Origin of the sequence: Neoakkermansia glycaniphila, from assembly GCF_001683795.1 — a bacterium.
GTDB lineage: Bacteria > Verrucomicrobiota > Verrucomicrobiia > Verrucomicrobiales > Akkermansiaceae > Akkermansia > Akkermansia glycaniphila.
Window position 1 is genome coordinate 38,245 of the sequence record NZ_LIGX01000038.1, and the last position, 22,069, is coordinate 60,313.

30 protein-coding genes are annotated in these 22,069 nt (G+C 60.5%); 24 read left to right on the top strand and 6 right to left on the bottom strand.

The annotated features are described in order from the left end of the window. The 6 genes from AC781_RS10680 to AC781_RS13805 form a co-directional block, all read right to left on the bottom strand. The gene (locus AC781_RS10680; RefSeq protein ID WP_067771830.1) at positions 1–1,008 is read right to left on the bottom strand and encodes an AAA family ATPase; all 1,008 of its coding nucleotides are present in this window, start codon (positions 1,006–1,008) and stop codon (positions 1–3) included. A 20-nt stretch (positions 1,009–1,028) separates the two neighbouring features. Then, positions 1,029–3,065, bottom strand: a complete 2,037-nt coding sequence (locus AC781_RS10685) for a hypothetical protein (RefSeq protein ID WP_067771827.1) — start codon at positions 3,063–3,065, stop codon at positions 1,029–1,031. Then, positions 3,062–3,754 carry a hypothetical protein gene (locus tag AC781_RS10690; protein ID WP_141675644.1) on the bottom strand — a complete coding sequence of 231 codons (693 nt, stop codon included), beginning with the start codon at positions 3,752–3,754 and terminating at the stop codon, positions 3,062–3,064. The genes AC781_RS10685 and AC781_RS10690 overlap by 4 nt, the downstream gene beginning before the upstream one ends. A gap of 71 nt (positions 3,755–3,825) precedes the next feature. Beyond that, positions 3,826–4,104, bottom strand: coding sequence for a sigma factor-like helix-turn-helix DNA-binding protein (locus AC781_RS10695; RefSeq protein WP_071133351.1), 279 nt, complete (start codon positions 4,102–4,104; stop codon positions 3,826–3,828). 1 nt (position 4,105) lies between these two features. Then, complete coding sequence (locus AC781_RS10700) at positions 4,106–4,510, bottom strand: hypothetical protein (RefSeq protein WP_141675643.1); 405 nt, start codon at positions 4,508–4,510, stop codon at positions 4,106–4,108. A gap of 8 nt (positions 4,511–4,518) precedes the next feature. Next, entirely contained in the window at positions 4,519–4,734 is a 216-nt protein-coding gene (locus AC781_RS13805; RefSeq protein ID WP_156850337.1) for a helix-turn-helix domain-containing protein, read from the bottom strand. Between the two features lie 86 nt (positions 4,735–4,820). Here AC781_RS13805 and AC781_RS13455 point away from each other — a divergent pair, with 86 nt between their 5' ends. The 24 genes from AC781_RS13455 to AC781_RS10810 all read left to right on the top strand — a co-directional run bounded on the left by AC781_RS13455 (position 4,821) and on the right by AC781_RS10810 (position 22,050). Continuing rightward, positions 4,821–5,138, top strand: a complete 318-nt coding sequence (locus AC781_RS13455; protein ID WP_083076310.1) for a helix-turn-helix domain-containing protein — start codon at positions 4,821–4,823, stop codon at positions 5,136–5,138. 19 nt (positions 5,139–5,157) lie between these two features. After that, positions 5,158–5,799, top strand: coding sequence for a hypothetical protein (locus tag AC781_RS10705; RefSeq protein WP_067771815.1), 642 nt, complete (start codon positions 5,158–5,160; stop codon positions 5,797–5,799). 14 nt (positions 5,800–5,813) lie between these two features. Further along, on the top strand, positions 5,814–6,389 hold the full coding sequence (locus AC781_RS10710; protein WP_067771812.1) for a hypothetical protein: 576 nt from the start codon (positions 5,814–5,816) through the stop codon (positions 6,387–6,389). Further along, positions 6,386–6,661, top strand: coding sequence for a hypothetical protein (locus AC781_RS10715; RefSeq protein WP_067771809.1), 276 nt, complete (start codon positions 6,386–6,388; stop codon positions 6,659–6,661). The genes AC781_RS10710 and AC781_RS10715 overlap by 4 nt, the downstream gene beginning before the upstream one ends. 88 nt (positions 6,662–6,749) lie before the next feature. Beyond that, a complete protein-coding gene (locus tag AC781_RS10720; protein ID WP_067771806.1) occupies positions 6,750–7,004 on the top strand; it encodes a hypothetical protein in 255 nt (84 codons plus the stop codon). 170 nt (positions 7,005–7,174) lie between these two features. Beyond that, positions 7,175–7,474: a hypothetical protein gene (locus tag AC781_RS10725; RefSeq protein WP_071133352.1), complete on the top strand. Its 300-nt coding sequence runs from the start codon at positions 7,175–7,177 to the stop codon at positions 7,472–7,474. A 49-nt stretch (positions 7,475–7,523) separates the two neighbouring features. After that, positions 7,524–8,138 carry an N-acetylmuramoyl-L-alanine amidase gene (locus AC781_RS10730; RefSeq protein ID WP_067771800.1) on the top strand — a complete coding sequence of 205 codons (615 nt, stop codon included), beginning with the start codon at positions 7,524–7,526 and terminating at the stop codon, positions 8,136–8,138. 4 nt (positions 8,139–8,142) lie between these two features. Next, positions 8,143–8,556: a hypothetical protein gene (locus AC781_RS10735; protein ID WP_067771797.1), complete on the top strand. Its 414-nt coding sequence runs from the start codon at positions 8,143–8,145 to the stop codon at positions 8,554–8,556. A gap of 58 nt (positions 8,557–8,614) precedes the next feature. Next, entirely contained in the window at positions 8,615–8,878 is a 264-nt protein-coding gene (locus AC781_RS10740) for a hypothetical protein (RefSeq protein ID WP_067771794.1), read from the top strand. Positions 8,879–8,945: 67 nt separating this feature from the next. Continuing rightward, positions 8,946–9,506: a phage protein Gp27 family protein gene (locus AC781_RS10745; protein WP_067771791.1), complete on the top strand. Its 561-nt coding sequence runs from the start codon at positions 8,946–8,948 to the stop codon at positions 9,504–9,506. Then, entirely contained in the window at positions 9,503–11,116 is a 1,614-nt protein-coding gene (locus tag AC781_RS10750; RefSeq protein WP_067771788.1) for a hypothetical protein, read from the top strand. Before AC781_RS10745 ends, AC781_RS10750 begins: the two co-directional genes overlap by 4 nt. 3 nt (positions 11,117–11,119) lie before the next feature. Next, the gene (locus AC781_RS10755; RefSeq protein WP_067771785.1) at positions 11,120–13,393 is read left to right on the top strand and encodes a phage portal protein family protein; all 2,274 of its coding nucleotides are present in this window, start codon (positions 11,120–11,122) and stop codon (positions 13,391–13,393) included. A 123-nt stretch (positions 13,394–13,516) separates the two neighbouring features. Next, positions 13,517–14,767: a phage protease gene (locus AC781_RS10760; protein WP_083076308.1), complete on the top strand. Its 1,251-nt coding sequence runs from the start codon at positions 13,517–13,519 to the stop codon at positions 14,765–14,767. A 21-nt stretch (positions 14,768–14,788) separates the two neighbouring features. Then, positions 14,789–15,220 (top strand): hypothetical protein, encoded by a 432-nt coding sequence (locus AC781_RS10765; protein ID WP_067771779.1) that lies wholly within the window; start codon positions 14,789–14,791, stop codon positions 15,218–15,220. Between the two features lie 14 nt (positions 15,221–15,234). Further along, positions 15,235–16,173 carry a hypothetical protein gene (locus AC781_RS10770; RefSeq protein WP_067771776.1) on the top strand — a complete coding sequence of 313 codons (939 nt, stop codon included), beginning with the start codon at positions 15,235–15,237 and terminating at the stop codon, positions 16,171–16,173. A 68-nt stretch (positions 16,174–16,241) separates the two neighbouring features. After that, positions 16,242–16,670, top strand: a complete 429-nt coding sequence (locus AC781_RS10775; RefSeq protein WP_071133353.1) for a hypothetical protein — start codon at positions 16,242–16,244, stop codon at positions 16,668–16,670. Then, on the top strand, positions 16,667–17,107 hold the full coding sequence (locus AC781_RS10780) for a DUF1320 family protein (RefSeq protein ID WP_067771770.1): 441 nt from the start codon (positions 16,667–16,669) through the stop codon (positions 17,105–17,107). The genes AC781_RS10775 and AC781_RS10780 overlap by 4 nt, the downstream gene beginning before the upstream one ends. 163 nt (positions 17,108–17,270) lie before the next feature. After that, positions 17,271–18,062 (top strand): hypothetical protein, encoded by a 792-nt coding sequence (locus tag AC781_RS10785; protein WP_067771767.1) that lies wholly within the window; start codon positions 17,271–17,273, stop codon positions 18,060–18,062. A 22-nt stretch (positions 18,063–18,084) separates the two neighbouring features. Continuing rightward, complete coding sequence (locus tag AC781_RS10790) at positions 18,085–20,115, top strand: hypothetical protein (RefSeq protein ID WP_067771764.1); 2,031 nt, start codon at positions 18,085–18,087, stop codon at positions 20,113–20,115. Continuing rightward, positions 20,112–20,534 (top strand): hypothetical protein, encoded by a 423-nt coding sequence (locus tag AC781_RS10795; RefSeq protein ID WP_067771761.1) that lies wholly within the window; start codon positions 20,112–20,114, stop codon positions 20,532–20,534. The genes AC781_RS10790 and AC781_RS10795 overlap by 4 nt, the downstream gene beginning before the upstream one ends. A 9-nt stretch (positions 20,535–20,543) precedes the next feature. After that, a complete protein-coding gene (locus AC781_RS10800) occupies positions 20,544–21,176 on the top strand; it encodes a hypothetical protein (protein ID WP_067771758.1) in 633 nt (210 codons plus the stop codon). Beyond that, the gene (locus tag AC781_RS14375) at positions 21,173–21,307 is read left to right on the top strand and encodes a hypothetical protein (protein WP_281241744.1); all 135 of its coding nucleotides are present in this window, start codon (positions 21,173–21,175) and stop codon (positions 21,305–21,307) included. The genes AC781_RS10800 and AC781_RS14375 overlap by 4 nt, the downstream gene beginning before the upstream one ends. A 6-nt stretch (positions 21,308–21,313) precedes the next feature. Beyond that, on the top strand, positions 21,314–21,826 hold the full coding sequence (locus AC781_RS10805; protein WP_067771755.1) for a hypothetical protein: 513 nt from the start codon (positions 21,314–21,316) through the stop codon (positions 21,824–21,826). Positions 21,827–21,843: 17 nt separating this feature from the next. Then, positions 21,844–22,050 (top strand): hypothetical protein, encoded by a 207-nt coding sequence (locus AC781_RS10810; RefSeq protein ID WP_067771752.1) that lies wholly within the window; start codon positions 21,844–21,846, stop codon positions 22,048–22,050. The last annotated feature ends 19 nt before the right edge of the window (positions 22,051–22,069 follow it).

The following is a 22,069-nucleotide window of genomic DNA, read 5'->3' on the forward strand; positions in this document are numbered from 1 at the left end:
TCATCGGTTGGTGAGTTGTTGTTGCGGCTGCGGGTTGCGGGCGGCATGGAAATAGGCCCATGATCCGGCGGCATCCTGCAGCATGGCCTGGCGGCGGGCGCGGTGCATGTAGAGGCAGAGCCTGCCGAGGCCGTCTTCCCTGCCGATGGAGCCGATGACGGACCACGTATCCGCATCCGGTTCCGGCAGCCCCGCCTGCCGTGCCAGTGCGCGCACCTCCGCCTTGCTGGGGTATTCCGGCAGCAGCAGGGTTTCTCCGCTTTTGGCGATGCGGTCGAGGAGGTCGATTTTCTCCAGGGCATCGCCGAACGTCGGATCGCCGCACAGGATCATGCCGCAGCGCGTGGCTTTGTGAAGATCGAGCAGCCACAGCAGCACATCCGTGATGCCGCGCCTGCCGGCGTGGATCGCCTTGTCCACATCGTCCACGATGACCAGGTAGTTGCGCGTGATGACGCGGCGCAGGTGGTGCATGGCCGTGAAGTCGTCCGTCGGCGCATCCACCCCGGCCGCTTCGCACAGGAGGCGGCCCAGTTTGAAGGCGGTCGGCCGGGTCGGCATCGTCACCATCAGCGTGAGCGGGGCAAAGTCCGGATTGGCGGCATACGCCTCCAGCGCCATGGTTTTGCCGCAGAGGGCGCGTCCGGCGATGCAGTTGACGGTCGAGTCCGCCACGGCGGCCAGGCACAGGCGGTGTATCTGTTCGCCGGTTTCCGTGGGCACGAATTCCACGGATCGGCCCAGCATGCGGGTGGCGATGTCCGCCCTCCGCGTCGCTTCGGCGCGGTGGCCGGCCGTCTCGACCTGCAGGCGCAATTTGCGGATGGCCTCCAGCACGTTGGTCATATCCGCATGGTAGGTGCCTGCCAGCAGGCGGCGGACGACGGTGGCGCTGTACCCCATCTGTTTGGCGATGCTGGCCGCCGTTTTGTCCCGGGCGTAGCCGCGCAGCCAGTCGAGGGCTGCATCCGTGCCGGGTATCGGTTGTGTGTGTTCGTTGTCGCTCATGGTTGGTGTGGTGGTGATGGTCAATAGTTGGTTTCGGGGAGGTCGTTGTCCGGGGGGAGCCTGGGGGGAGGATCGTCCATGCGGGGCAGCCCTTTTTGCCGGGCGGCGATCCGGCGTTCCGCACGGCGTGCTTCGCCGTCTTCCAGCCGTTCCTGCGGCGTGCGGCAGGTGCCCTGGATGATGGAGGCATTGTGTTCCCGGCGTGCGACGATGGCCGCTTCTTCGTTCATGCGGGTCACGCGCATGTCCTGCAGGCGGGAGGCCGTCTGGCTTTTGGCGCGCCCGAGCTGGGAGCGCAGGGCTTCGTCGTCTCCCAGCCTGCCGCGCTGCACCAGCGGCGCGTAGCCCAGCACGACATCCCGCTCGTCGAGGACGTACATTTTGCCGAGATCGAAGGGGTTGATGATGCCTTTGTAGCCGATGCGCGGGCCGAAGTCTTTCAGGTAGCCGTCCGGCGTGACCAGTTCGCGGTCGTAAATCAGTTTTCCGGGGGCAAGCTTCCGGTCCTGTATGTAAAAATAGCTGCCGTTCGCCCGGATGTCGCGGGCCATGCGGATGCCCAGCAGTTCCGCCGCCTGCACGATGGAGAGTTTCACCAGGGTGTTGACGGGGTTCCGCATGCTGGAGTCCCATGCTTCCTGCGGGCTCATGCGGCGCATGCGGATGTGGCCCTTGCTCCGGGCTTCCAGCTGCAGCAGGAAGTTTTTCTGATCGGCGTCCAGTTGCGACAGGTCGCCCCATTGGCCGCCGGATGGGTCGAAGCTGTATTCCTGCCGGAAGAATCCGCAATCCGCCCATCCTTCCAGATCGTGGTCGGTGCGTCCGTTCAGATCGGCCACGATGGAGGGCAGCATGGAGCACACTTCATGGAACGGCAGCAGGATGTCTTCCAGCATCGCCGCCTTTTCGGCAGGGAGCCTGTCTTTCGCCTTGGAGATTTTCCGCTGCTCGCGTTCCATGCCCCACAGCCATTCCGGTTCCGTGCGGTCGTGGCCCGTTGCGCCGGGAAGGAACGACAATCTGTTGTGCTGGGGATTGTGGTAGCTTTCGAGATAGGCCTTGTTTCGGGGGTTGCCGCAGGATTTGCCGCCGAACTCGTGCAGCATCGCCTGCACGCTGCCGTGCATCCCGCCCCGCTTCACCCGCACGCATCCGCCCGTCAGCAAGAGCAGCTGTTCCTCGATTTCGCGGGAGATGGAGGCCGTCTGGTTTTCCACCAGCAACACGGTGCCTCGCGGGCTGTAGCCCACGTTCACCAGGTAGTCGCAGAGGATGTAGAGCATTTCGTCGCCGTTCAGCCCGGCGCGTGTGCCGTCTTCCCGTTCGAAGGAGAACTTCGTACCCCAGCAGAGGCGGCGGCCCGTGAAGACATCGTTGCATCCCAGCTGGAGGGGGCGGCCGATCTGGTCCGTGCCGTTCACGCGGGCGATCGTCTTCACATCCAAATGCACATCATCAAAAGCCACGAAGGCGCAGGGGTAGGAGCCTGCACGCGTCCGGAATACCTGCGGCAGGTACCGCGCTCCGGCCCGCATGCCGTGTTTGGCCAGTACCGCCTCCTCCTTCGTCGGGAAGAGCCGGGCGATCTGCCGGTAGCTCCAACCGGGCGGGATGCTCACCAGCCCGTTGGCATCCATCCGCCGCCAGTCCTCGTAACCGGGTATGGGCATGCCGGATTGCAGCCTGCGCACCAGCTCGGCATGCGCCGCCTTGCCGTTGCGCTGGTACTTATAGAAGAGCTCTTTCACATAAGTGCGGAACAGGCCGTTGCGGGAGCGAGTCGCCTTGATCGCGCCCGCCCGGTACCGCTTGTCCACCGCCGCCAGCGCATCCCGGCCGGATTTCAGCCACTCGTTGAAGACGCGCTGCATCGACTTCGCCGAGTACGACACACGCAGCATCAGTGCCAGGCGGCGGGCCGCATCTTCATAAGCCTGCGTGCGGCATCCCGCAGGCGTTTCATCCAGCGTGCGGCAGGCAGCCAGCAGCAGCCGCGCCTTCTGCAGCTGGTCCAGAGGCAAGGCGAGCCCTTCGAGTTCCGCTTCCGTCATCGTCATGCCCTCCCTTCCGTTTCAAGCCCGCGCAGGATGTTCCGCATCTGCGATGCGAACAGGCCGTTGAACTCCCGCGTGCACAGCCCCGCCCGGCAATCCCGGTACGCCTCCGCTGCGGCCAGCAGCTTCGCCGCATCCTCCTGAGCCTCCCGCTCCCCGGCCACCTGGCGCTCCATCGCCTCCTCCATCGCATCCCGCATGTTCGCCTTGCTGTGCTTCGCTCCGCGGGATTCGGAATCGTCCACCACCTCGGCCAGAAACTCCTTGATCGTGCTGGCCTGTGAAATCTCGCCCAAGGCCAGGTAAAAATCCTGCCCGGGTCGCGTGGCCAGCATCTGCATCACCGCCGCTGCACGCTCCTCGCTGATCCGCTTCGCCGCCTCCACAGCCGCATCGTACACGGCCATGTAATTCCCGGCCTGTTTTTCTCCGAAATTGAAATGCGAAATCAATTTCGCATTTGATTTACTGCGGCTGTTTTTGAAAAGTTTCCCCCACTCTCCATGCTTGCATTGGTCTTTGATGGTACGCAGCGTATGCCCGAGCACCACAGCCATCTGCCAGGTGCGCACGGCCATCTGCTGCACCTGCCCGTGCAGGTGGTTGGCGTAATCGATGCGCGCATCCGGCAAAAACACGGTCACGGGTGCGGCATCCGGCACGATCATCAATTCATATCTCTCGGTCTTCATCTCGGTATCGGGTATTGTCTTCTTGAAATCCATCAAAAAAAATCTGTGTCGCATCTGCGGAATCTGTGGCTCTACCCCTGCCTCTCGGCCCGGCGTAGCTGGTCAATCACCTGCTGCAGCTCCTGGAGCAATTGGGGGTCGCGCACCAGGGCGAGACGCATCTTGTGCAGGGCTTTCCCTTCGATCTGGCGCACCGCCTCGGCGGAAATCCCCATCACCCTGCCCAGCTCCTCCCGGGACGGGCGGTCGGACACTCCCCAGGCATCCCGGAAATCGTCCAGATCCAGCAAAGCCAGCATCAGGGCTTGTTCCGTCGGCGTCAGGTCCATCTTGAAAGGTAAAAGTGCCACGTTAAAAAATCAGGCGAAAGGCCTGTCCGATCAGCAGCAGAATACCGAACAGCACACCCCAGGCGAGCGGCAGCAGCACGATCACCGGCAGGCGAAGCACGATGCGCTCGGCTGCCTGCAGGAAGCGGCTTCGGCGGCGCGGGGCGGAAACCCTCCACAGCCAGCAATCGTCGATCGGCAGCGTTCCGATATGGCACAGCACCGGCGCATGCACCGGCTGCAGCCTGACCACGGCCATGGCTTCATCCCGGCGCGACCACTCGCGAAAGGTCATCCCTGTCCGGCGGTAGCGGCGGCGGTGTTCGGAGGCCCGCATCCGGTCGAGGAACAGCGTCATCTCATCGGGAGCCATACCGCTGGAGGGCGGCATCGCAGGCACGTATCTCATGGTTCCAAGGGCTATCATGGCGTCAGTCAGGCTTTGGATTTTCGGCGAATCACCAGCTTCTTGCGAAAAGGCAAAGACAGCAGCTTCCGCAGCACAACCTGGCTTCGGTTGCGCCCGGCGAGCACCCTGCAGATCGTCGATTTATGGTATCCCGTAGCAGCGGCGGCCTGAGCTGCAGTCCACCCGCGGCTGTAGAGCCATCGCATATCATAGCAATGTGATTGATTTGTGTCGGTATTCATGATAACTTGCCTTTTGTAAAAGCAACTATGTTGCTTCGCATGTCATTACTAATATGTCGAACGACAGAAAAAATCAATAATAAAATATGCCAAATGACATTTTTATTTCTCGCTTACAAGTGATGTCTATTCGTTTGAAGTTAACACAGAAAACATTAGGAGAACTTTGCAATGTAAATCAAGCGACCATATCTTCTTATTTATCGGGGCGAAGAAGTCCTGGAGCCGATGAATTGGCTCGTCTATCTGCCGCACTCGGTGTATCTATGGATTGGTTATGGGGCGTATCCGAAAAAATGGGAGAATCTGATATCTCTCAAATGGAAAACAATAAACTACAAAGAAAAATGGAAGCCTTAAAAAAACGTTTGATTTCCGATTTGGCGTTTATTGATGAATCATAACTAAACAAAAAGAAAATATATGAATCAGATAAATGACGAATCGCATATTGATACGAAAAGTTTATATCTTACATGGATCGGATTTGTGGAAGCGATAATATATTGCATGCACTTGAAGCATGATGAAGAAATAGAAACTGCAAATATGAAATCGCTCATCTCATCAGACAAAATGGATAGTGCGATGCATCAATTTTGGGATCATGTTTTTTACGATGGATCCATTCCTCGGTTCTGTCCAGATATGGCATTTCAGGGAATTATGAGATTACAATTCGTAAGAGATTTATTTGCATCATATATGGAAATGTTTGACGAAGATATTGTGTTCCCTGGATTCGGACAGAGAGGAATCAGAGAAGACTTGGGCAGAAATTATAATTTGCATAAAATTTGCAAACGAATCACTTCACAGATTTGGAGAAAAAAGGCAGTTGGATGGTTATATCAAAAATTACACCTTGATGCAGATGAGTGGACATTGGGTAGTAGTAACGTTTTTTGTCGAACCTTAACAGATGAAGAAAGTGAATTTGTTGCATCATCCAAAAATGATTTTTTGCATATCTTCCAAGATGCTATCATGCCATCTGATAAAAAAATCGATCGTATGCAAGATGTTTATAAAATATATATTTATAAAACACATCCTAAAAAATAATCTTGCATCGAATCATGAAAAATCAAAAGTATAGCTCTATTCATATCGCGAGAATGAAAATTATAACTTTCAGTTTAATTTCCTGTTTTCTCGTTTCGTGTGGTAAAGAAGACAATCCGTACAATAAACAGCTGGAAGAAAATGCAAAACAGATAGCGCGGCTTGAACGGGAAATACATCAGGAACGCTTGAAGGAAGAGCAGCGGCAACGGCAAGCTGAAAGGCAAGCAGCAGAGAACGAAAAAAACAGAATCAAGGCAGGTGAAATAGCCACCGCGAAGGCATTCAAAGAAACATCTGCACGATCAGCCCAAACTGAAGAAGAAATCAGAAATTTTAAATTAGACGGATTACTCGCAATAGTCCAAGGTAAAGAGGCGAGGGATGAAATAGCTCATACTTGGGCTTATCGATTCAAAAATAGAATTAGCGAAGAACGTTCCAAATCATATCTGACTCTGCACAATAAACTGTATCAGGAATACGAAGAACAAAAAATCACCAAGGAGGCATATCAGGAAGCGATGAAAAACGCGATGGAAGAATCGAAAAGGAATCTTGAAGACTTGGAATATCAAATTAATAAATGACACCCTCCTTATGGACATGGCAAATCGTGGCCTATCTATGCTGCGTAGCCATCGGCTGGCTGGCGCATGATGCGTACAATCTCGCGACGAAGCCCGATCGGGTGCCGGAGCAAAAGAAATCCGCCGTGCGCTACTGGGTCAACACGAAGTGGAAAGCTGCCGGACGCATCCATGTGGACGGCTGCAAATGGTACGGCATCGGCCATGGTTACTACACGGCCAATCCTCCCGCAGAAGCGGTGCCCTGCAAGTTATGCCAGCCGCAAAACTAGCCTACGAAACAACGTGGGATAATGATGCAAACGCCTCACTGTGTATCGTATGGCACAATTTGCTTGTGACGTATGGTATCATGAGTGCATGAGCGACACCTTGCCCCCTGTAGAAGACCGTATCGGCGTGTACGATGCCATGGAGATACTGGGCTACAAGTCTCGCCACACGGTATTGTCCATGATCGGCGACGGCGTACTGATGGGGTGGAGGCGCCCCCGCGGCCGGAAATACATCCTGAGCCGCAGGCAGGTGGAACATCTGGACAAACAATTGATTGAAAAGGCCCGGCAAGACATGGAAGAACGCCGCGCCGTAAGCCAGCTGCTGCTGGACATCTGATCCGCGCCATCCTCTCTGTCCACAGGCTGAAAACCGACCGCACCGCGATGGTGCGGTTTTTTTGTGCGTTTTGTGCAAAACGTGTATTTTGTGCGTTTTGTGCGTTTTGTGCATCGGCAGCATGTCGATTGAAAAACCTGTGGCAAGCTGTGTGCATGTCCAGGCCGTCCATGATCCGCACGATCGCCCACACCGTCGCTCAATGGGTGAGGTATCGTCGCTGCATGGGCCTGCTCGGAACACCCGAATACCCGGCCACGGGCTGCCCTTGCCGCCATCATCGTGCTGCCAAGTCCCGTCCTGCCACCGTGCAGGGCGGGCACCCCGCCACGAACACGCCGGAAACAAACACATCCCATGAAACACTCAGCCACAGATTCCACGGATTGGCACTGATTTATTTTGTCGATCAATACTTTTGCTTTATCAAACCGGCAGTCGGCCGGATTCGGGTGCCCGGAAATCTGTGAACCATCTGCGCCCATCTGTGGCTAAAACCCTCATCCACCACACACGATCATGAACACAGTCGCCTTATCCATCGGCCACAGCCCCCGCGACGGCGGAGCCGTCATGGCGGACGGCAGCCAGTCGGAATACCAGTACTGGCTGGAGCACGCCCCGAAAATCAAACGCATCCTGGAGCAGCAATACGGCATCTCCGCCGTCATCGTCAACCGCCTTGTCAACGGCGGCGGAACGACGCCCGGCCACGCCGCCGCAGCCTGCAACGCCACGGATGCCATCCTCGCCGTTGATCTCCATTTCAACTCATTCGAACCCGCATCCAACGGCACGGAAACCCTCTGCTGGTACAACAGCGCACGCGGCGAAACCGCCGCCCGGCACCTGCAGCGCGCCATCTGCGAATGCCTCGGCACGCGCGACCGCGGCATCATCTACGTCTGCCCGGACAAACGCACGGAAGCCATCATCGCCTCATCCGGCGTACGTGCCGACAGCTCCCGCGCCGTCAGCTACTTCCAGAAAACCCGCATGGCCGCCATCATGATCGAACCCTGCTTCGGCGGCAGCAACCCGGGCGAATGCCGCCTCCTGCAGGACCGCGCGGACGCCCTCTGCGCCGCCATCGCCCAGGGCATCGCCGGAGCCGTCAAAGCCATCGCCGCCTGACGCCATGATCGCCTCTCTCCCACTACTCCTCGCCGAAGCGGCCCCCGACGGCTACATCTCCGTCGCCACCGTCGCCGCCCTCATCGTCGCCATCCTCGGCGCGGCGGGGGCTGCCGGATGGAAAGTCAACAAAACCGCGCGGGAAAAAGGAGCCGAAGAAGAACGCGCCCGCCTCAAAACGGACACCCTCATCTCGCCCACCCCGCTTCCCATCGTCAAGCACCCGGAATACATCACGCGCGACGAACACGCGAAACTGGAAGGCCGCGTCACCCGCCTGGAAGAAAAACACGAATCCGTCACCCGGCAAATCTTCGACAGGCTCAACCCCATCGCCGAAACCGTCGCGGAAATGCGCGGCGAAATGAAAGGACTCCACCAGCTCCTCCAGCAAATCGCCTCCGCCTCGAAAAAATGATCCCGCTCCTCCTCATCATCATCCTGGCCGCCTACGGCCGCAAACACCCCGCTGCATCATGAACGAAGAACAGACACTCGCCGAAGTCAAACTGGCCATCATGCGCACCCTGCGCGTCATCTCCGCACCCCTCCTGCTGCCGGACACCACCCTCCGCGCCCATGTCGACATCGCCCTGCCGACGCGCATCCCGGACGCAACCTACAACGAAGCCGTCGCCGCCCTGAAAGTACGCGGCTACATCACCGGCACGCCGAACGAACTTGCCGGGTACAAATGGGCGCTCACCGACGCCGGACGCGTCGCCGCCCAGGAAATATGAACAGTGAAAAATGAAGAGTGAATAGTTAAAAATTATTACCTCTTACCTGATACCTCTTATCTGAATCATGGCCGCCACCCCAAAAAAACTGCGATCGGACAGCGTCATCGGCTCCCTCCCTCCCGACATCCGGGCGGAAGTGGATGCCATGGTCGTCTCGAACGCATCGGGCAGAGCCATACGCGACTACCTCGCGGAACAGGGCATCCGGTTATCCCTGAACAGCGTCCACCAATACATCAACCGCACGCAGGGGCAGGACGACCTGGCCACCCTGGCAGCCATCGCCCGCACCATCAACTCCGCCCCGACCGAAGGCATGACGGAAGCCATGCGGTGCCGCGTCAAACAGCGGGCCTTCGAATTCGCCCTGGACTCGTCGACCGATCCCAAGGCACTGGTGCAGCTGGTCAAACTCGTCAACGACTCGGAACGCGTCGGACTCATGCGCCGACAGGTCGAACTGGCTGAAATCCGTGCCGCCGAAGCCGTCCTGGCCAAAGCCATGTCGCCGGAAGTGCAGGAAATCCTGCACGGCGCCGCCACGCATGAGGAAAAAATCGCCATGCTCCGCCCGATCCTCTTCGGCGAAACGAAGCCCTACACCCCCACCTTCACCGAAGCATGAAACCCGCCCCTTCCGTCAAACCCCTGATCCAGTTCAAGGCTTACCAGCAAGTAGCGTTCGCGTTGCGGATGCGCATTGCCTTCTTTTTGTGGAGACGCCAAGGCGGGAAATCCTATACGATTGCAGCCAAGGCTCTCGACCGGATGTTATCCAAAGCAGGCCGCTCCTGCTTCTTCATCTCGGCATCTCTGAATGTAGGAAAAGAATTGCTGGAGAAGGAAGCAACCATCTGGCATGACGCCCTGCAGAAAATACACGATGCAGAAAACACCCTGAACGTGAGGCTGGGAGGAAACGTGGTGGACAGGAAAACACACCAACTGCTGGATGTATCCGATCTGGCAGAAATCATGCAAAAGAATTCGGCCCAAATACGCATCTATCACAGCCGCACCCGCTATAGCCGAACATTGATATTACCGCCAAATCCGGCAACGGCACGAAGCTGGACCGGAGACGTATTCGGTGACGAAGTCGGCTTTTGGCCCCATTGCCTCGAAGTACTGGATGCCGTCGAACCCATCATCGCCAGCAACCCCGAATTCATGATGTGGATGTTTACCACTCCATCTAAAGAGGAAAAACACTACATGTACGACGTGTTGAATCCGGGAACACGCAAGTTCACACCGAACCCGGAAGGCAATTTCTACAAGACGGAAACGGGCTACCCCGTGCACCGGGTGGACGCATACGATGCCGCTCTGGCAGGAGTACCCCTCTACGATCCGCAAACCGGGGAAGCCGTGGACTATGACACCTACCGGGCGCATTCCCTGGACAAACAATCGGCGGATCGCAACTATCTGTTGTCCTTCCTGCCCAGTGGCGAATCCGCCGTCAAACGCGCATGGCTCGACCGTGCCCAGGAAAAAGGAAGCGGCACATGCACCGCCATCGACCTGGCCGGACAGGACGTCACCGCCAACAACATCGCCTCCCTGATCGGCACGGCATGGGCGGACACCCTGACCGCCGACCCCTGCACCATGGGGCAGGACGTCGCCAGCACCACCAACAAAAAGTCCAACCCCTCGGCCCTCACCGTCCTGCAGAAAACGGACGGCATCTGCCATGCCCGCCTCATCGTCCGCTGGAAAACGGGAGACTACTACACCATGCAGGCGGCCATACGCCATGTGCTGCACCAGCTGGGGCGGGCCAACATCAGCGGCCTGTGGGTCGACTCGTCCAATGAAAAATTCTACTCCAACCTGCTGGCACGGGACATGCGCCACCACCTCAACGTCCGCGGCATCGCAGGCGGCGACAAAGTCCGCTACCAGGGCATGGACTCGGATGCCAAAACGGCCCTCGGCACCGCCTACTGCGCTGCTCTGGAAGACGGCACGATCGCCTTGCCTCCCGGCCAATGGGTCGCGGAAGACCATCGCCTCGTCATCCGCAACGGCGCCCGCTTCGAAGCCGAAATCTCCAAGGAAGGCTACCACGCCGACACCTTCGACTCCACCAAACTCGCCTACTGGGGCCACATCCGCCCCTCCTGCGACATGCTGCCGGAACCGATCGAACTTGCCCGGCCGGACATGCTGAACCCGTGGGATGCCTCCCTCCCCAACAACGCCGCATTACTCAACCGCCCGTTTTAAGCCATGAGCACACCCGTACCGGATTCCCGCCCGCTGCACTTTTCCAGCCTCGACCTCCAGGAGATGTCCGTCTCCCGGGACCAATGGCTGGAACGCACCCACCCTCTGGACTACCTGACGCTCCCGATCATGCGGGATGCCGTCAACGAAGCCATGCGCGGAGCCTGGTCCAACATTCAGTGGATATGGCACAACATCGAACAGGCGGACACCTACCTTTCCGTCTGCGTGGACCGGCGGCTTGCCGCCCTGAAGAAACTGCGCTGGGACATTCGGCCCAAAGACGGCCTGACCGATGCCGAAGCCTGCCTCGCCGACGCCCAGGCACGCACGCTGACCGACTTCTGCAACGCGATCGACAACATGGAAGAAGGCATCGCCGGACTGGCGCAGGCATCCTTCCGGCATTACCGCCACCTCCAGTTGCTTGAAACCGACACCTCCCTCCGCCTGAACCTCACAGACAACTGGAACTGGTGCCGGGACGGGTACAAGGGACCCTGGCGCTGGAATCCGGAAGCCACCTACGGCGCCACGATCGGAAAGGATCTTCCCGTCTCCATGGACAGCATCATCACCCGCATCTGCCCCCGGCCCATCGACCAGGTGGCCATGCTGCTGGTATTCGACCGCAAGAACGGCAAATGCCAGCTGGCGGTATACAATGGCCGATACGGCACGCCGCCCATGTACATCATCATGCCCGACGGAATCTCGGAAGAACAGAAAAAAGCCTTCATCGAATTCGGACGCCAGTGCCTCTCCAACAGTGCCGGAGTCCTGCCGCCCGGCAGCAAGGTGGAAACAGTCCAGCCCGGCTCCCTCGGCCCCGACTCTTTCACGCGGTACATCGACATGGCCTCGCAGGAAATCGTCCTACGCTGCACGGGCGGCCTCATGACCATGCTCACGGCGCCGGGAGAAGGAACGACGACCTCCACCGGCAACGCCCACCAGGACGCCTTCGATGCCATCGCCGCCGCCGAAGGGGAAGACATCGCCGCCCTCCTGCAACGGCATCTCTTCGCTCCGGCATTGAACCAGTGGCACCCCGGCCAGCCGCATCTGGTCGAATTCACGCTCGCCCCGCTGGAAGACAAGGGCACCTCCGAAATCGTCCAGTCCATCGCCATGCTCGCCTCCGCAGGCTACCGCCTCACCGACGACCAAGTCGCAGAACTCACGGGGCTGGACGTCACCAGCGCCAACATGGACGCCCGAGCCATCTACGCCGCCAAGTCCGCAGGATTCGTGCCGACCCAACAAAGCCTGGAAGAACGAATGGGCATGCCTCTGGCTCCCGTGCCTCTCACGCCGGAGCAGCAGGCTGCCGGCATGCTCAACAGCATGCACCGTCGCTTTGCCCCCACCATGCTGTGGCCGCAGGCCCGCAGAGTGTATGACGCCGCCACGGCCGTACGCATGCACAACCTGTCTGCTCGCCCTGCCGCACAGGTGCAGCCGGAAGACGGCATCACCGCCGAACAGCGTGCCATCCTCACACGCCTCGCCTCCATGCCGCTCGACCCGGCCCGCATCGAGGCCAAGGCGGAAAGCCTTCGAAAGGCCCTGCAGGAAGCGATCGCGCCCTATGCGCCCGATGATGCCTCCGACGCAGCATCCCCCCATGCACGCCCGATGCACGGCGCGGCACGGGGCACATCCGAACAGGATGGTGACAACCATGCGGCACAAAACGCGCAAACCTCCCCGGAAGACGAACCCGTCGCCGAAAATTACGGCACCAGCGAAGGCGCCAAAAAGGGGTGGGACAAAAGAGGACGCGGCCGCAAAGACCTCAAAACCGGATTCGGCCATGCCGCCGTCGGCAAAACGGGAACGGCCGAACAACTCGGCCTGGGCAGGCTGAAAGACATCTCGCCCGATCCCGCCTCGACTGCCAGCCACCCGGGCCGTGCCAAACGCGGCCTGACGCGCGGATTCAGCGCCCGGAGTATCGACGGCCAGAACGTGCACTTCACGCGCGACGTCCTCGACCACTGGGAAGCGGCCGGGAAAACATCCACCGAACAGGCCCGCCGCCTGCGCCACCTCTCCGAAGCCGTCCGCGCCGTCAAAAGCCCTCACGAAATATGGGAAAACCCGCGCGACGGGCAACGCACGTACCTGCGCTCCTACAAGGATGCCTCCGGCCATTACGTCCTGGCGGGCTTCGTCGTCGGCAAAACGGGCAACGTACGCACCTACTTCCACAACCGCAGACTGTCCAGCATGGAAAAAACGAGAAAAGGAACCCTCAAATACAAACGGGACTGAACCAAAGAGGACCGGACGCGGGGGCGCCTCCCGCCGATCGGTCGTCCGCTCCTTAACTTGCAGGGCCGCCAGAGCAGATTTCCAAGCACACCATAGCACAACGCCACACAAAGTCAACACGCCATGTCACAAATCCCCCCCTTCGACCAGTCCCCGCATGCACCGTTTCCCGTAGGGGAAGTGCCGCGATCCGCCTGGTACTGCATCGAACCCACCTACAACCACGCCACCGTCGAAATGGAGAAAGTCGGTCGAAGTCTCGGCTACGACATCCCCGAGAGCTGGTCGGATGAAGAGCTGCAGGCATTCGCGGAAAAAAACGGATTCGCCCGCGAACTGTCCACGGAAGAAGACCTCCTCCGCATCGTCGACAACTTCGAACGGTACGACAACGAAGGCAAAGGCATCCTCGTCACGCGCGACCATCTGTCGTGGGTGGACGTGCCGGACACGGGCGCCAGAGGATGGATCAAGGCATTATGCGTACCGGACGGCCGCCTGTGGGCGTGGATCGAATGGACGGATTCAGGGCACGCCCTCGTCAACTCCGGCGAATACTGCTTCTTCTCGACGGAATACGAATTTGCGGACTTCCGGAAAATCGAAGGCGGCGTCACACCTACCGCCCTGTATGCCTGCACCATCACCAACACCAACCGACACAAGGGACAAGTCCCCATCACCAACAGCCTCACCTCTACCCAAACCAAACACCACAACCAAACAAAACACATGAAACCCAAAGCAACACGCAATCGCGGCACGCAACCGATCACGGGCCAGCGCCGCAACTCCGGCACCTGCGAACCCGAGAAAGACCAGGAAAAGGCTGCCAACTCGGATGCCGACCCGGATGATCCCGATACCGCGACCAACTCCGAAACCGATCCGGACGAAACCGACCCCGAAACCAATGCGGACGGCGACGAAGAACTGACTCTGGACGACGCCGTCGCACAAATCGCCGAAATGCTCGGCCTCGATGCAACGGCCAATCCGGCCTCCCTCGTCTCGGCCGTATCCGACCTCCAGCGCAGCAACGAAGAACTCACCTCCGCCCTGGCCGAAGCCAACAAGGCAGCCGGCACAGGCGGAGCCGCCACCAACTCCGCCCGCTATCCCGGCCTGTTCGGAGTGCGGCGCAATGCGGCCAAACCGGCAGCGCCTCTCAAAGGGCACACGCCGAACCGCACCGTCACCATGCGCATCAACGGCGCAGACATGCAGGTACCGACCCAGGACATGGCCCTCGTCGACTACTGCCGGAAACACGTCAAGGAAGAATCCGCCCGCCTCGGCCGCCCTCTCAGCCCGGCCGAATACAATGCAGCCTACAACTCCGCCGTCAACTCCTACTCGGATGCAAGGCGCTAACCCACAACCGCACACAACCACATGATCGTACAAGACATCCCGCGCTTCCGCGCCAATTACACCGCCGAGCTGCGCCCCACGGGCCACCTCCACGAAGGCAAGTTCGGCAAATTCACCGCTTCGGGCGAAATCGCCCTGGCGACATCCTCCTCCGACATATTCGGCATCATCTCGGAACCCGACAGCCAGCTAGCCCAGATATGCGGCAACACCACGGGAGCCACCCTGATCCCGTACACCTTCGGCGGAGTGGTCGACGTCCAGCTCGGCGCCAATCCCGGCGTCATCTCCAAGGGCATCACGAAACTCAAGCTCAACAGCGACAGCACCGTATCCGCCGCCACCGGAGCATCGGGCGAAATCATCGTCGCCATGGCCATGCAGAACGTCACGGCCCAAACGGCCGGGCAACTCGTCAGCGCCATCATGCTGCCGCCCTCCACCAAACCCTAATCCCTCCCATCATCATGAGTACCACCACAGAATTTTGCTATCCCCTCTACGACCGCGCCGTCAACTACTTCAAAATCCCGGTCTTCAACGTCCTCGAATTCCTGGCTGCCCGCTGGGCGGGCAACATCGGAGGCATGGGCACCTACAAAAGCTGGCCGCAGGGCTACGTCTGGCGTCCTGTCGAAACGGAACGCGGCCTCCACGAAGTCGCCAAAACCATCAACACCGGCAGCGTCGACCTCCCCTTCATGCTGCAAGACCACAGCATCCGCATCGGGGTGGATGACAAGGAACTCAAGCGCAACCCCGGCAAAACGGCCGACCAGATCGCCAATGCCAAACTGGGCACCCTGCTGGGCACCTGGCGCACCTCGCAAACGGCCCAGGGCCTCCAGGCCCTGCGCGACAATGTGCCGGCTCTCTCGGGCATCGGCAATTGGTCCAATGCCTCCTCGAAACCGCTGACGGAACTGAAAGACCTGATCAGCGACTACCGCAACAACCACGGCGTGGAACCCAACCGCATCATATTCTCGCACCAGGCATGGGACATCCTGTCCGAAAACCCGAGCATCCTGCCCAGAATCCAGTACAACTCCACGCAAACGCTCACCCCCGAACGCCTGTACGAACTGCTGGGCCTCGATGCCGCCACCGGCACGAAGATACACCGAGTCACCGTCCCGGTAGGCACGGCCGCACCGGGACCGAACGTCCAAACGACGGGAGCCAACATGCTGGGTTCCGACGTCATGCTCACCTTCATCGACGATCAGAGCCAGTATGACGACCTCTGCGGCATGGCTATCCTGTACGGAGGAGACTCCGGACCGGTTGAAGTCCCCATCAAGTACCGCTCCGATGCGGAACACACCTGGTGGTACGAAATCGGCATGTCCCGCCAATTCGTCTTCCCCGCCATCGGCCTGAACAACCGCATCACCGTCAGCTGAACCATCCCCCATGCACGGCGCATGCCTGCACCGTGCATGGCGCCGCAACACAAAACCAGAACACACACATGGCTACAAAAAATACCAAGCAGGAACCTGCACCCGCCGCACCCAACAATCCGGAAATGGACGAAAATGCGGTCGCTGAACGCCAGCAACAAACCGACATCCCCGATCAGGAAACAAATGAATCGGCTGCCGCCAAAACAGGCCAAGACAAGCCTGACGAACAGCCCACAGGCACCAAACCAAATCAAGCGGAAGGCGAAGACAATGCCGAAAGGTTGATCCTTGACGGGTGCTGCTCCCTGCAACCCGTATCCGTCGAACCGTCACGCACGGAAATCCGAGTCCGCATCGCCTGCGCCCTGATCCAGTCACCCACATGGGGCAGCGTCATCACCGACGACAAACACCTGGAATGGATGATGGGCCGCGTGGACGCCGTCGCCGACGCCCTCCTGCAACACGAACAACCCTCCGAACAGGAATCATGAACTACTGGGTCGCCATCAGGCCGGACGACTTGTCCGCCGTCTTCGTCGGTGAAGAACTCACCGCCCTCACCAGGCCGGAAGCATCCGCCGCCGTCCAGGACGCCATCGACGACGTCACGGCCATCGTACGCGATGCCGTCGCGCAGAACCTGGCCAACATCCTGCCTGATGGCGCCCTCATCCCCCGCAGCCTGCGTCCGGCCGCGCTGGACATGATCGCATGGCGCCTCCTCAAACGGTACGCGCTGGCCATCACCGACGAACGCAAACAGGCCGCCGCCGAAGCCGCCGCCCGCATCGCCGAAGTACGCACGCAGAAGCAGCTTGTCCTCGATGCCACGGGCAAACTCCCCATCCAGCCCGCCAGCACCCCGGCGATCATCGCCCCCGACCCCGCCTACGGCAACGACGGCCCCGGACTCTACCCCATACCTTGATCCGGCGGCCACGAACGCAGAAGCCACAGATACCGCAGATGAACACTGATTTATTTTATATCAAAATATTACAGCTCCATCAATCCGGCGATCAGCCGGATTCGAACCCGGAAAAATCTGTGCATCGATCTGCGCCATCTGTGTAACCCAGCCTCCACCCACCATGCCATCCGCTGCCGACATCCTCAACGCCAAAACACCGCTCCCTGTCCGCATGACGTCGGAGCAGTGGGCGCGCATGTCTCCGGAACTCACCGTCCGCTCCATCTTCGGCGCTCTGGTGGACGACCTGGCCACCCTCCTGAAAATCCGGCAGCAGGCAGCGGCCATCCTCACAGGCGGAGCCTCCAAAACCGAAGCCCGCCATGCGATCACCGACATGCTCGATGCGATCGGCTACACTCCCGAACCGGGCGACGAAGGAACCATCCGAGACCTCTCCGGCACGGCGCGGAAAAACCTCATCCTCGAAACCCAGACCACGCAGGCAGCCAGCCGCGCCCAGGCCGAAGCCTACCGCGGATCGCTCGCCTTCCCGGCATACCGCCTCGTCCGCATGGGCGAACGCACCCAGCCGCGCGACTGGCCCTTGCGCTGGCGCATCGCCTACGGCGCAGTAGGCGGCGCCGGAGCCAGCGCCACCGAAATGGTCGCACTCACCACCTCGCCCATCTGGGCCGCCCTCTCCCGCTGGGGCAGCGACTACGCCCCCTACGACTACAACAGCGGCATGGACCGCATCCCCGTGGCGTGGGAAGAAGCGGCAGCCCTCGGCCTGATGGACGCCGCCGCCTACAACTCCCTCGACACCGCCCGCAACACACCGCCAGAACCCCTCTCCCTGGAAGCAACACTCCCGGACCTGCCGCCCGACCTGCGCGACCAGGCCACCGCCCTGATGGACGGCCTCGCCATGTGGGACGGGGATACACTCACGTTCACAGGCAACAATTAACTAATCACGCTCATCCGACGCCATGGCCGCAACCAAGCACTACATCGAAACCGTCGCCGGAGTCACCCGGCACATGATCCTCCGCCTCGCCAACCAGGACGGCACCCCGGCCACTGCTGCCGACTACGCCATCTACGGAGCAGCGCGGCTGGGCGATCGCATCCACCCCTTCGGCGCCGCCCCGATGGATCCATCCAGCGTCCGCCTCTCCATCCCTCCGCTGGTAGCCAGCAACTACGCCTACGACCTCTACGCCAAACACACCGCGACGGGAGTCGAACACGCCCTCCTGTGCGGCAGCATCCGCGTGGCGGACCGCGTCGCATCGATGCCGCCTGCCGACCAGGGCGGGGAACACATCGAAGCCTCCATCTCCTCGGACCTCACAGCCATCACCGTCACCGTCCAAATCGTCCCCGTCATCACCGCCGCCACCTGGGAAGCCATCGAAGGCAGCATCGCCACCGCCGACAGCCTCCTCGAAACGGCCTCCAACCTCCTCCCCGCAGCCCGGCAGGAAATCGCCACCGCCACCGGCACGGCCAAACAGCACATCACGGCACACGCAGCCGTCGAAACAGCCGCCGCCAAAAAGGAAATCAACCAAACCGCCGGACAGGCTGCCGCAGACACCGCCGACATCATCGCCGCCAGCGGTGAAGCCGCCCTCGAATCCATCTCCAGCGCGGAAGCCACCGTAATCGCCCAAGCCACGAACGACGGCATCAACGCCATCGGCCAAAGCATCACAGCAGGCACCGGCACCATCTCTGACGCCACGGCCTCCGGCAAATCCTCCATCGACACCTACATCGCCACCACGCAGGCCGACCTCGCCCGCAAATCACAGCCCAACATCTGGAGCGGAGTCAACACCTTCAACGCGCCGGTCGTCGCCAACGGCGGTATCATCATCCAGCCGACTGCTGCCGCCTCTTCCGTTGGCACCCACATGAGTGCATGGCTCTGGGCCTCGACGTACTGCACGGAGAGGGCAATCCCCTACATCGGCCGCTGGACAAGCGCCGCATGGACGGGCAACGACTGCCTGATGGAGAGCTACACCGTACCCGACCAGTCGACCTATCATCACCGCCTCACCTGCATGGCCCGCGTCGACGTCGCGTACCTTACGCGCCGCCGCAACTGCATGGACGAGGCCAAAAGCCGCATCGCCTGCGGCATCGAAACGAGGCCAGCTTCCACCTACACCCCGCATGCGGGCACCTATCCGTGGGACTGGGCCAGCGGTAACGAACTGCGGATCGTGGACACACCGCGCCATGCCGTCCGCTGCATGATGATACGCCATGCCTACAGCGTCCTCGGCTCCGTCCCTACGTCGTGGCGGCTCATCTACCCCGGACGGCTGGATGATCTGCACAGCCTGCAGATCATCAGCCGCGGTACCGAGTGGCACGCCCCCGTCTACATCGGCTGCCATGCCGGCAACCTGTATGCTGTCGAATGCAGCTACAGCCAGGCGACCAACCCGGCCGTCACGTCGGACGTGGGCCAATACTCGAGCATCATGTCGCGCGGCACGTTGTGGGTCAGCCGCACCTACCTGAGCGACCGCGCCAACCAGGACAAGCAGGACGTACCGCCCGCCATCACGATACATGCCCACACCATCCCTCTCCGCAACTGGACGACCTACAAACGCTGGCCCGAAGAACAGGCCCTCCTCGAAGCAGCCGACAAATCCTGGGTGGACTGGCGGTACGTCACCGCCAGCCTCGACTACACGCCCGCAGGCTCAGAAACCGTCATTGTCGCCGCCAACATCGGGCGGCATGTCTACGTTACCGCCGCCGCGCAGGACATCGGCCTCTCCGCATCCGTCTACCGCCCCAAGGCGGGCGACGACACCCTGCTGCCTGACGGCGTCGTGGTGGACATCGACACCGCGGCCACATGGCTCACCCACTCGGGCGGAGCCTTGCACCTCGCCGCCAACACCACGGGCGCGGAGCGCATCGCCAGCGTCTGGCTCTACTCCGCCTCGTTCACGGGCACCATCTACGAACTCCAAATCCACCAAAGCACATGATCCCTCAGCTTCAAATCACCTGTTGCCCAGCCGACTGGGACTCCTCCACCCTCACCGCCGCAGGCATTACATTGCCGGATGGCCGCACACTCCTGCCACGCGACATCATAGCCCGTGACCTGCCGCCCGACCTCCTCACCATCTGGCATGGAGCGGTCGACACCATCTCCACCCTCGACCCCGGAGGCTGGGCCGCCACTCTCATCATCGCCCGGCGGGGAGAAACCGCCGAACCACCGGCAGCAGAGGATGGCCTCAATGCCGCGCCCATCGTCATCCCTCACCTCACCCTAACCATTGACCGCCGCTGGGATGACGGCGCCACCGCTCCACCCATCACTCAGACCTATCCCGATCCCTACATGCTCCACTTCTTCGATATTCTTACCGCTGCCTCGTACTGGGTCGCGGATGCTTGATTTACCGCCATGATCAAAATATCCGCCAAACTGCAAACCGTCATCGTCCCCACCACAGGGTTGGGGCAGGCCGACCTCGCCGAAATCAGCCGCTCCGCTGCCCTGGGTGTCCGGCAGCAGGTCGTCGATCATTTCATGGGGATGAAAGAGGCCACGAAATCTCGGTACTGGTGGCATGGCGCCATCAAATCCATTGGCCAGCCGGCAGTGGAAGGCTGCACCGCCACCATCTCCATCGGGCAGAAAGGCGTGCGCCTGCAGTGGCTGGGCGGAACCGTCCTCCCCAGCGGCCGCACCTCCCGCGTCACGGGTCGTCCGATCCAATCCCTCCTGGTACCTTTCTCCGACTCTCCCCTTCGCCGCAAAAGCCTGGATGAACTCGGCATCCCCGACGACGAAATCGTCGTCCTGCCCTCGCAAACCGGCAAAGCTCCCGTCATGTACTGGGTCCATGAGCGCAAACGGAAAGGCAAAGACGGGCTGAAACACAAAATCGTCCCCCTGGCATGCCTCCTGCGATCGGCCACCATCAAGCCGAAACCGCAGGTCATGCCCACCGACGCAGAGATGACCGACGCGGCGCGATCGGCCGTCGTCTCCTACACCCGCGCCATCAACCACAGAAACACCATCCAACCATGAACATCACGGACAAAGCAGAAACAACGCTCGAAGAAATCGCCAAAGACACCCGCCGCCCGCACTGGCAACGCATCCTGGGCTGGCTCGGCTGGATCATCGCCGCCGGCATCACCGCCGCCTACAACCTCTGACCCGCCATGCCCACCGCTCCGGACATCTCCCAGCTGCCGACATCCCCCCGATGGGAATTCGGGAAGGCCCTCATCGACCGCCTCCGCATGTACGAACCGATCCGGCCGTACGTGTACGAACACCTCATGACCTCCCCCGATCAGATCAAAGCACTGGACGCCATCGTGCGGCAATACTCCGGACTCGTCGCCGTCGTCCCGCAGGACCTGGCCAACCCCACCAGGGACACCACCGTCCGGGCGGCCTACCTGGACTGTGAATACGTCATCTCCTGCGGCGTCTGGAGAGGCCTCGGCATGGACGCAACCGGCATCACGGCCGACGAAGCCACCGACCGCCTTGCCGCCACCGTCATCTCCATCATCCAATCATGGGACATCAGCAACCGCCCCTACGGATCGCCGGTCGTCACCGGAGACGGCGACCTCGCCGTCGTCCTGGGCGACAAACGCCTCCTGCAAACCCGGGGCATCAGCATCACCGCCCGCATCATCCACCCGACCATCGCATTCGATTAAACCAACCACACAAACACATGGCTACAACACCAAAAAACACAGACAAACCCCAAGCCGAAACGCCTGCGGAACCCGCCGTTGAAGCAACAACCTTGCGCTGCACCATCACCGCTCGCTCCCTGCTGATCGGCCGCATGTACCATGCCCGCGGCACCATCGTGGACATACCCTCCGCCAAGGCCGCCGCCCTGGAACAGGCAGGCAAACTCCGCATCCTCGGATAATTATTCACTCATACCTACT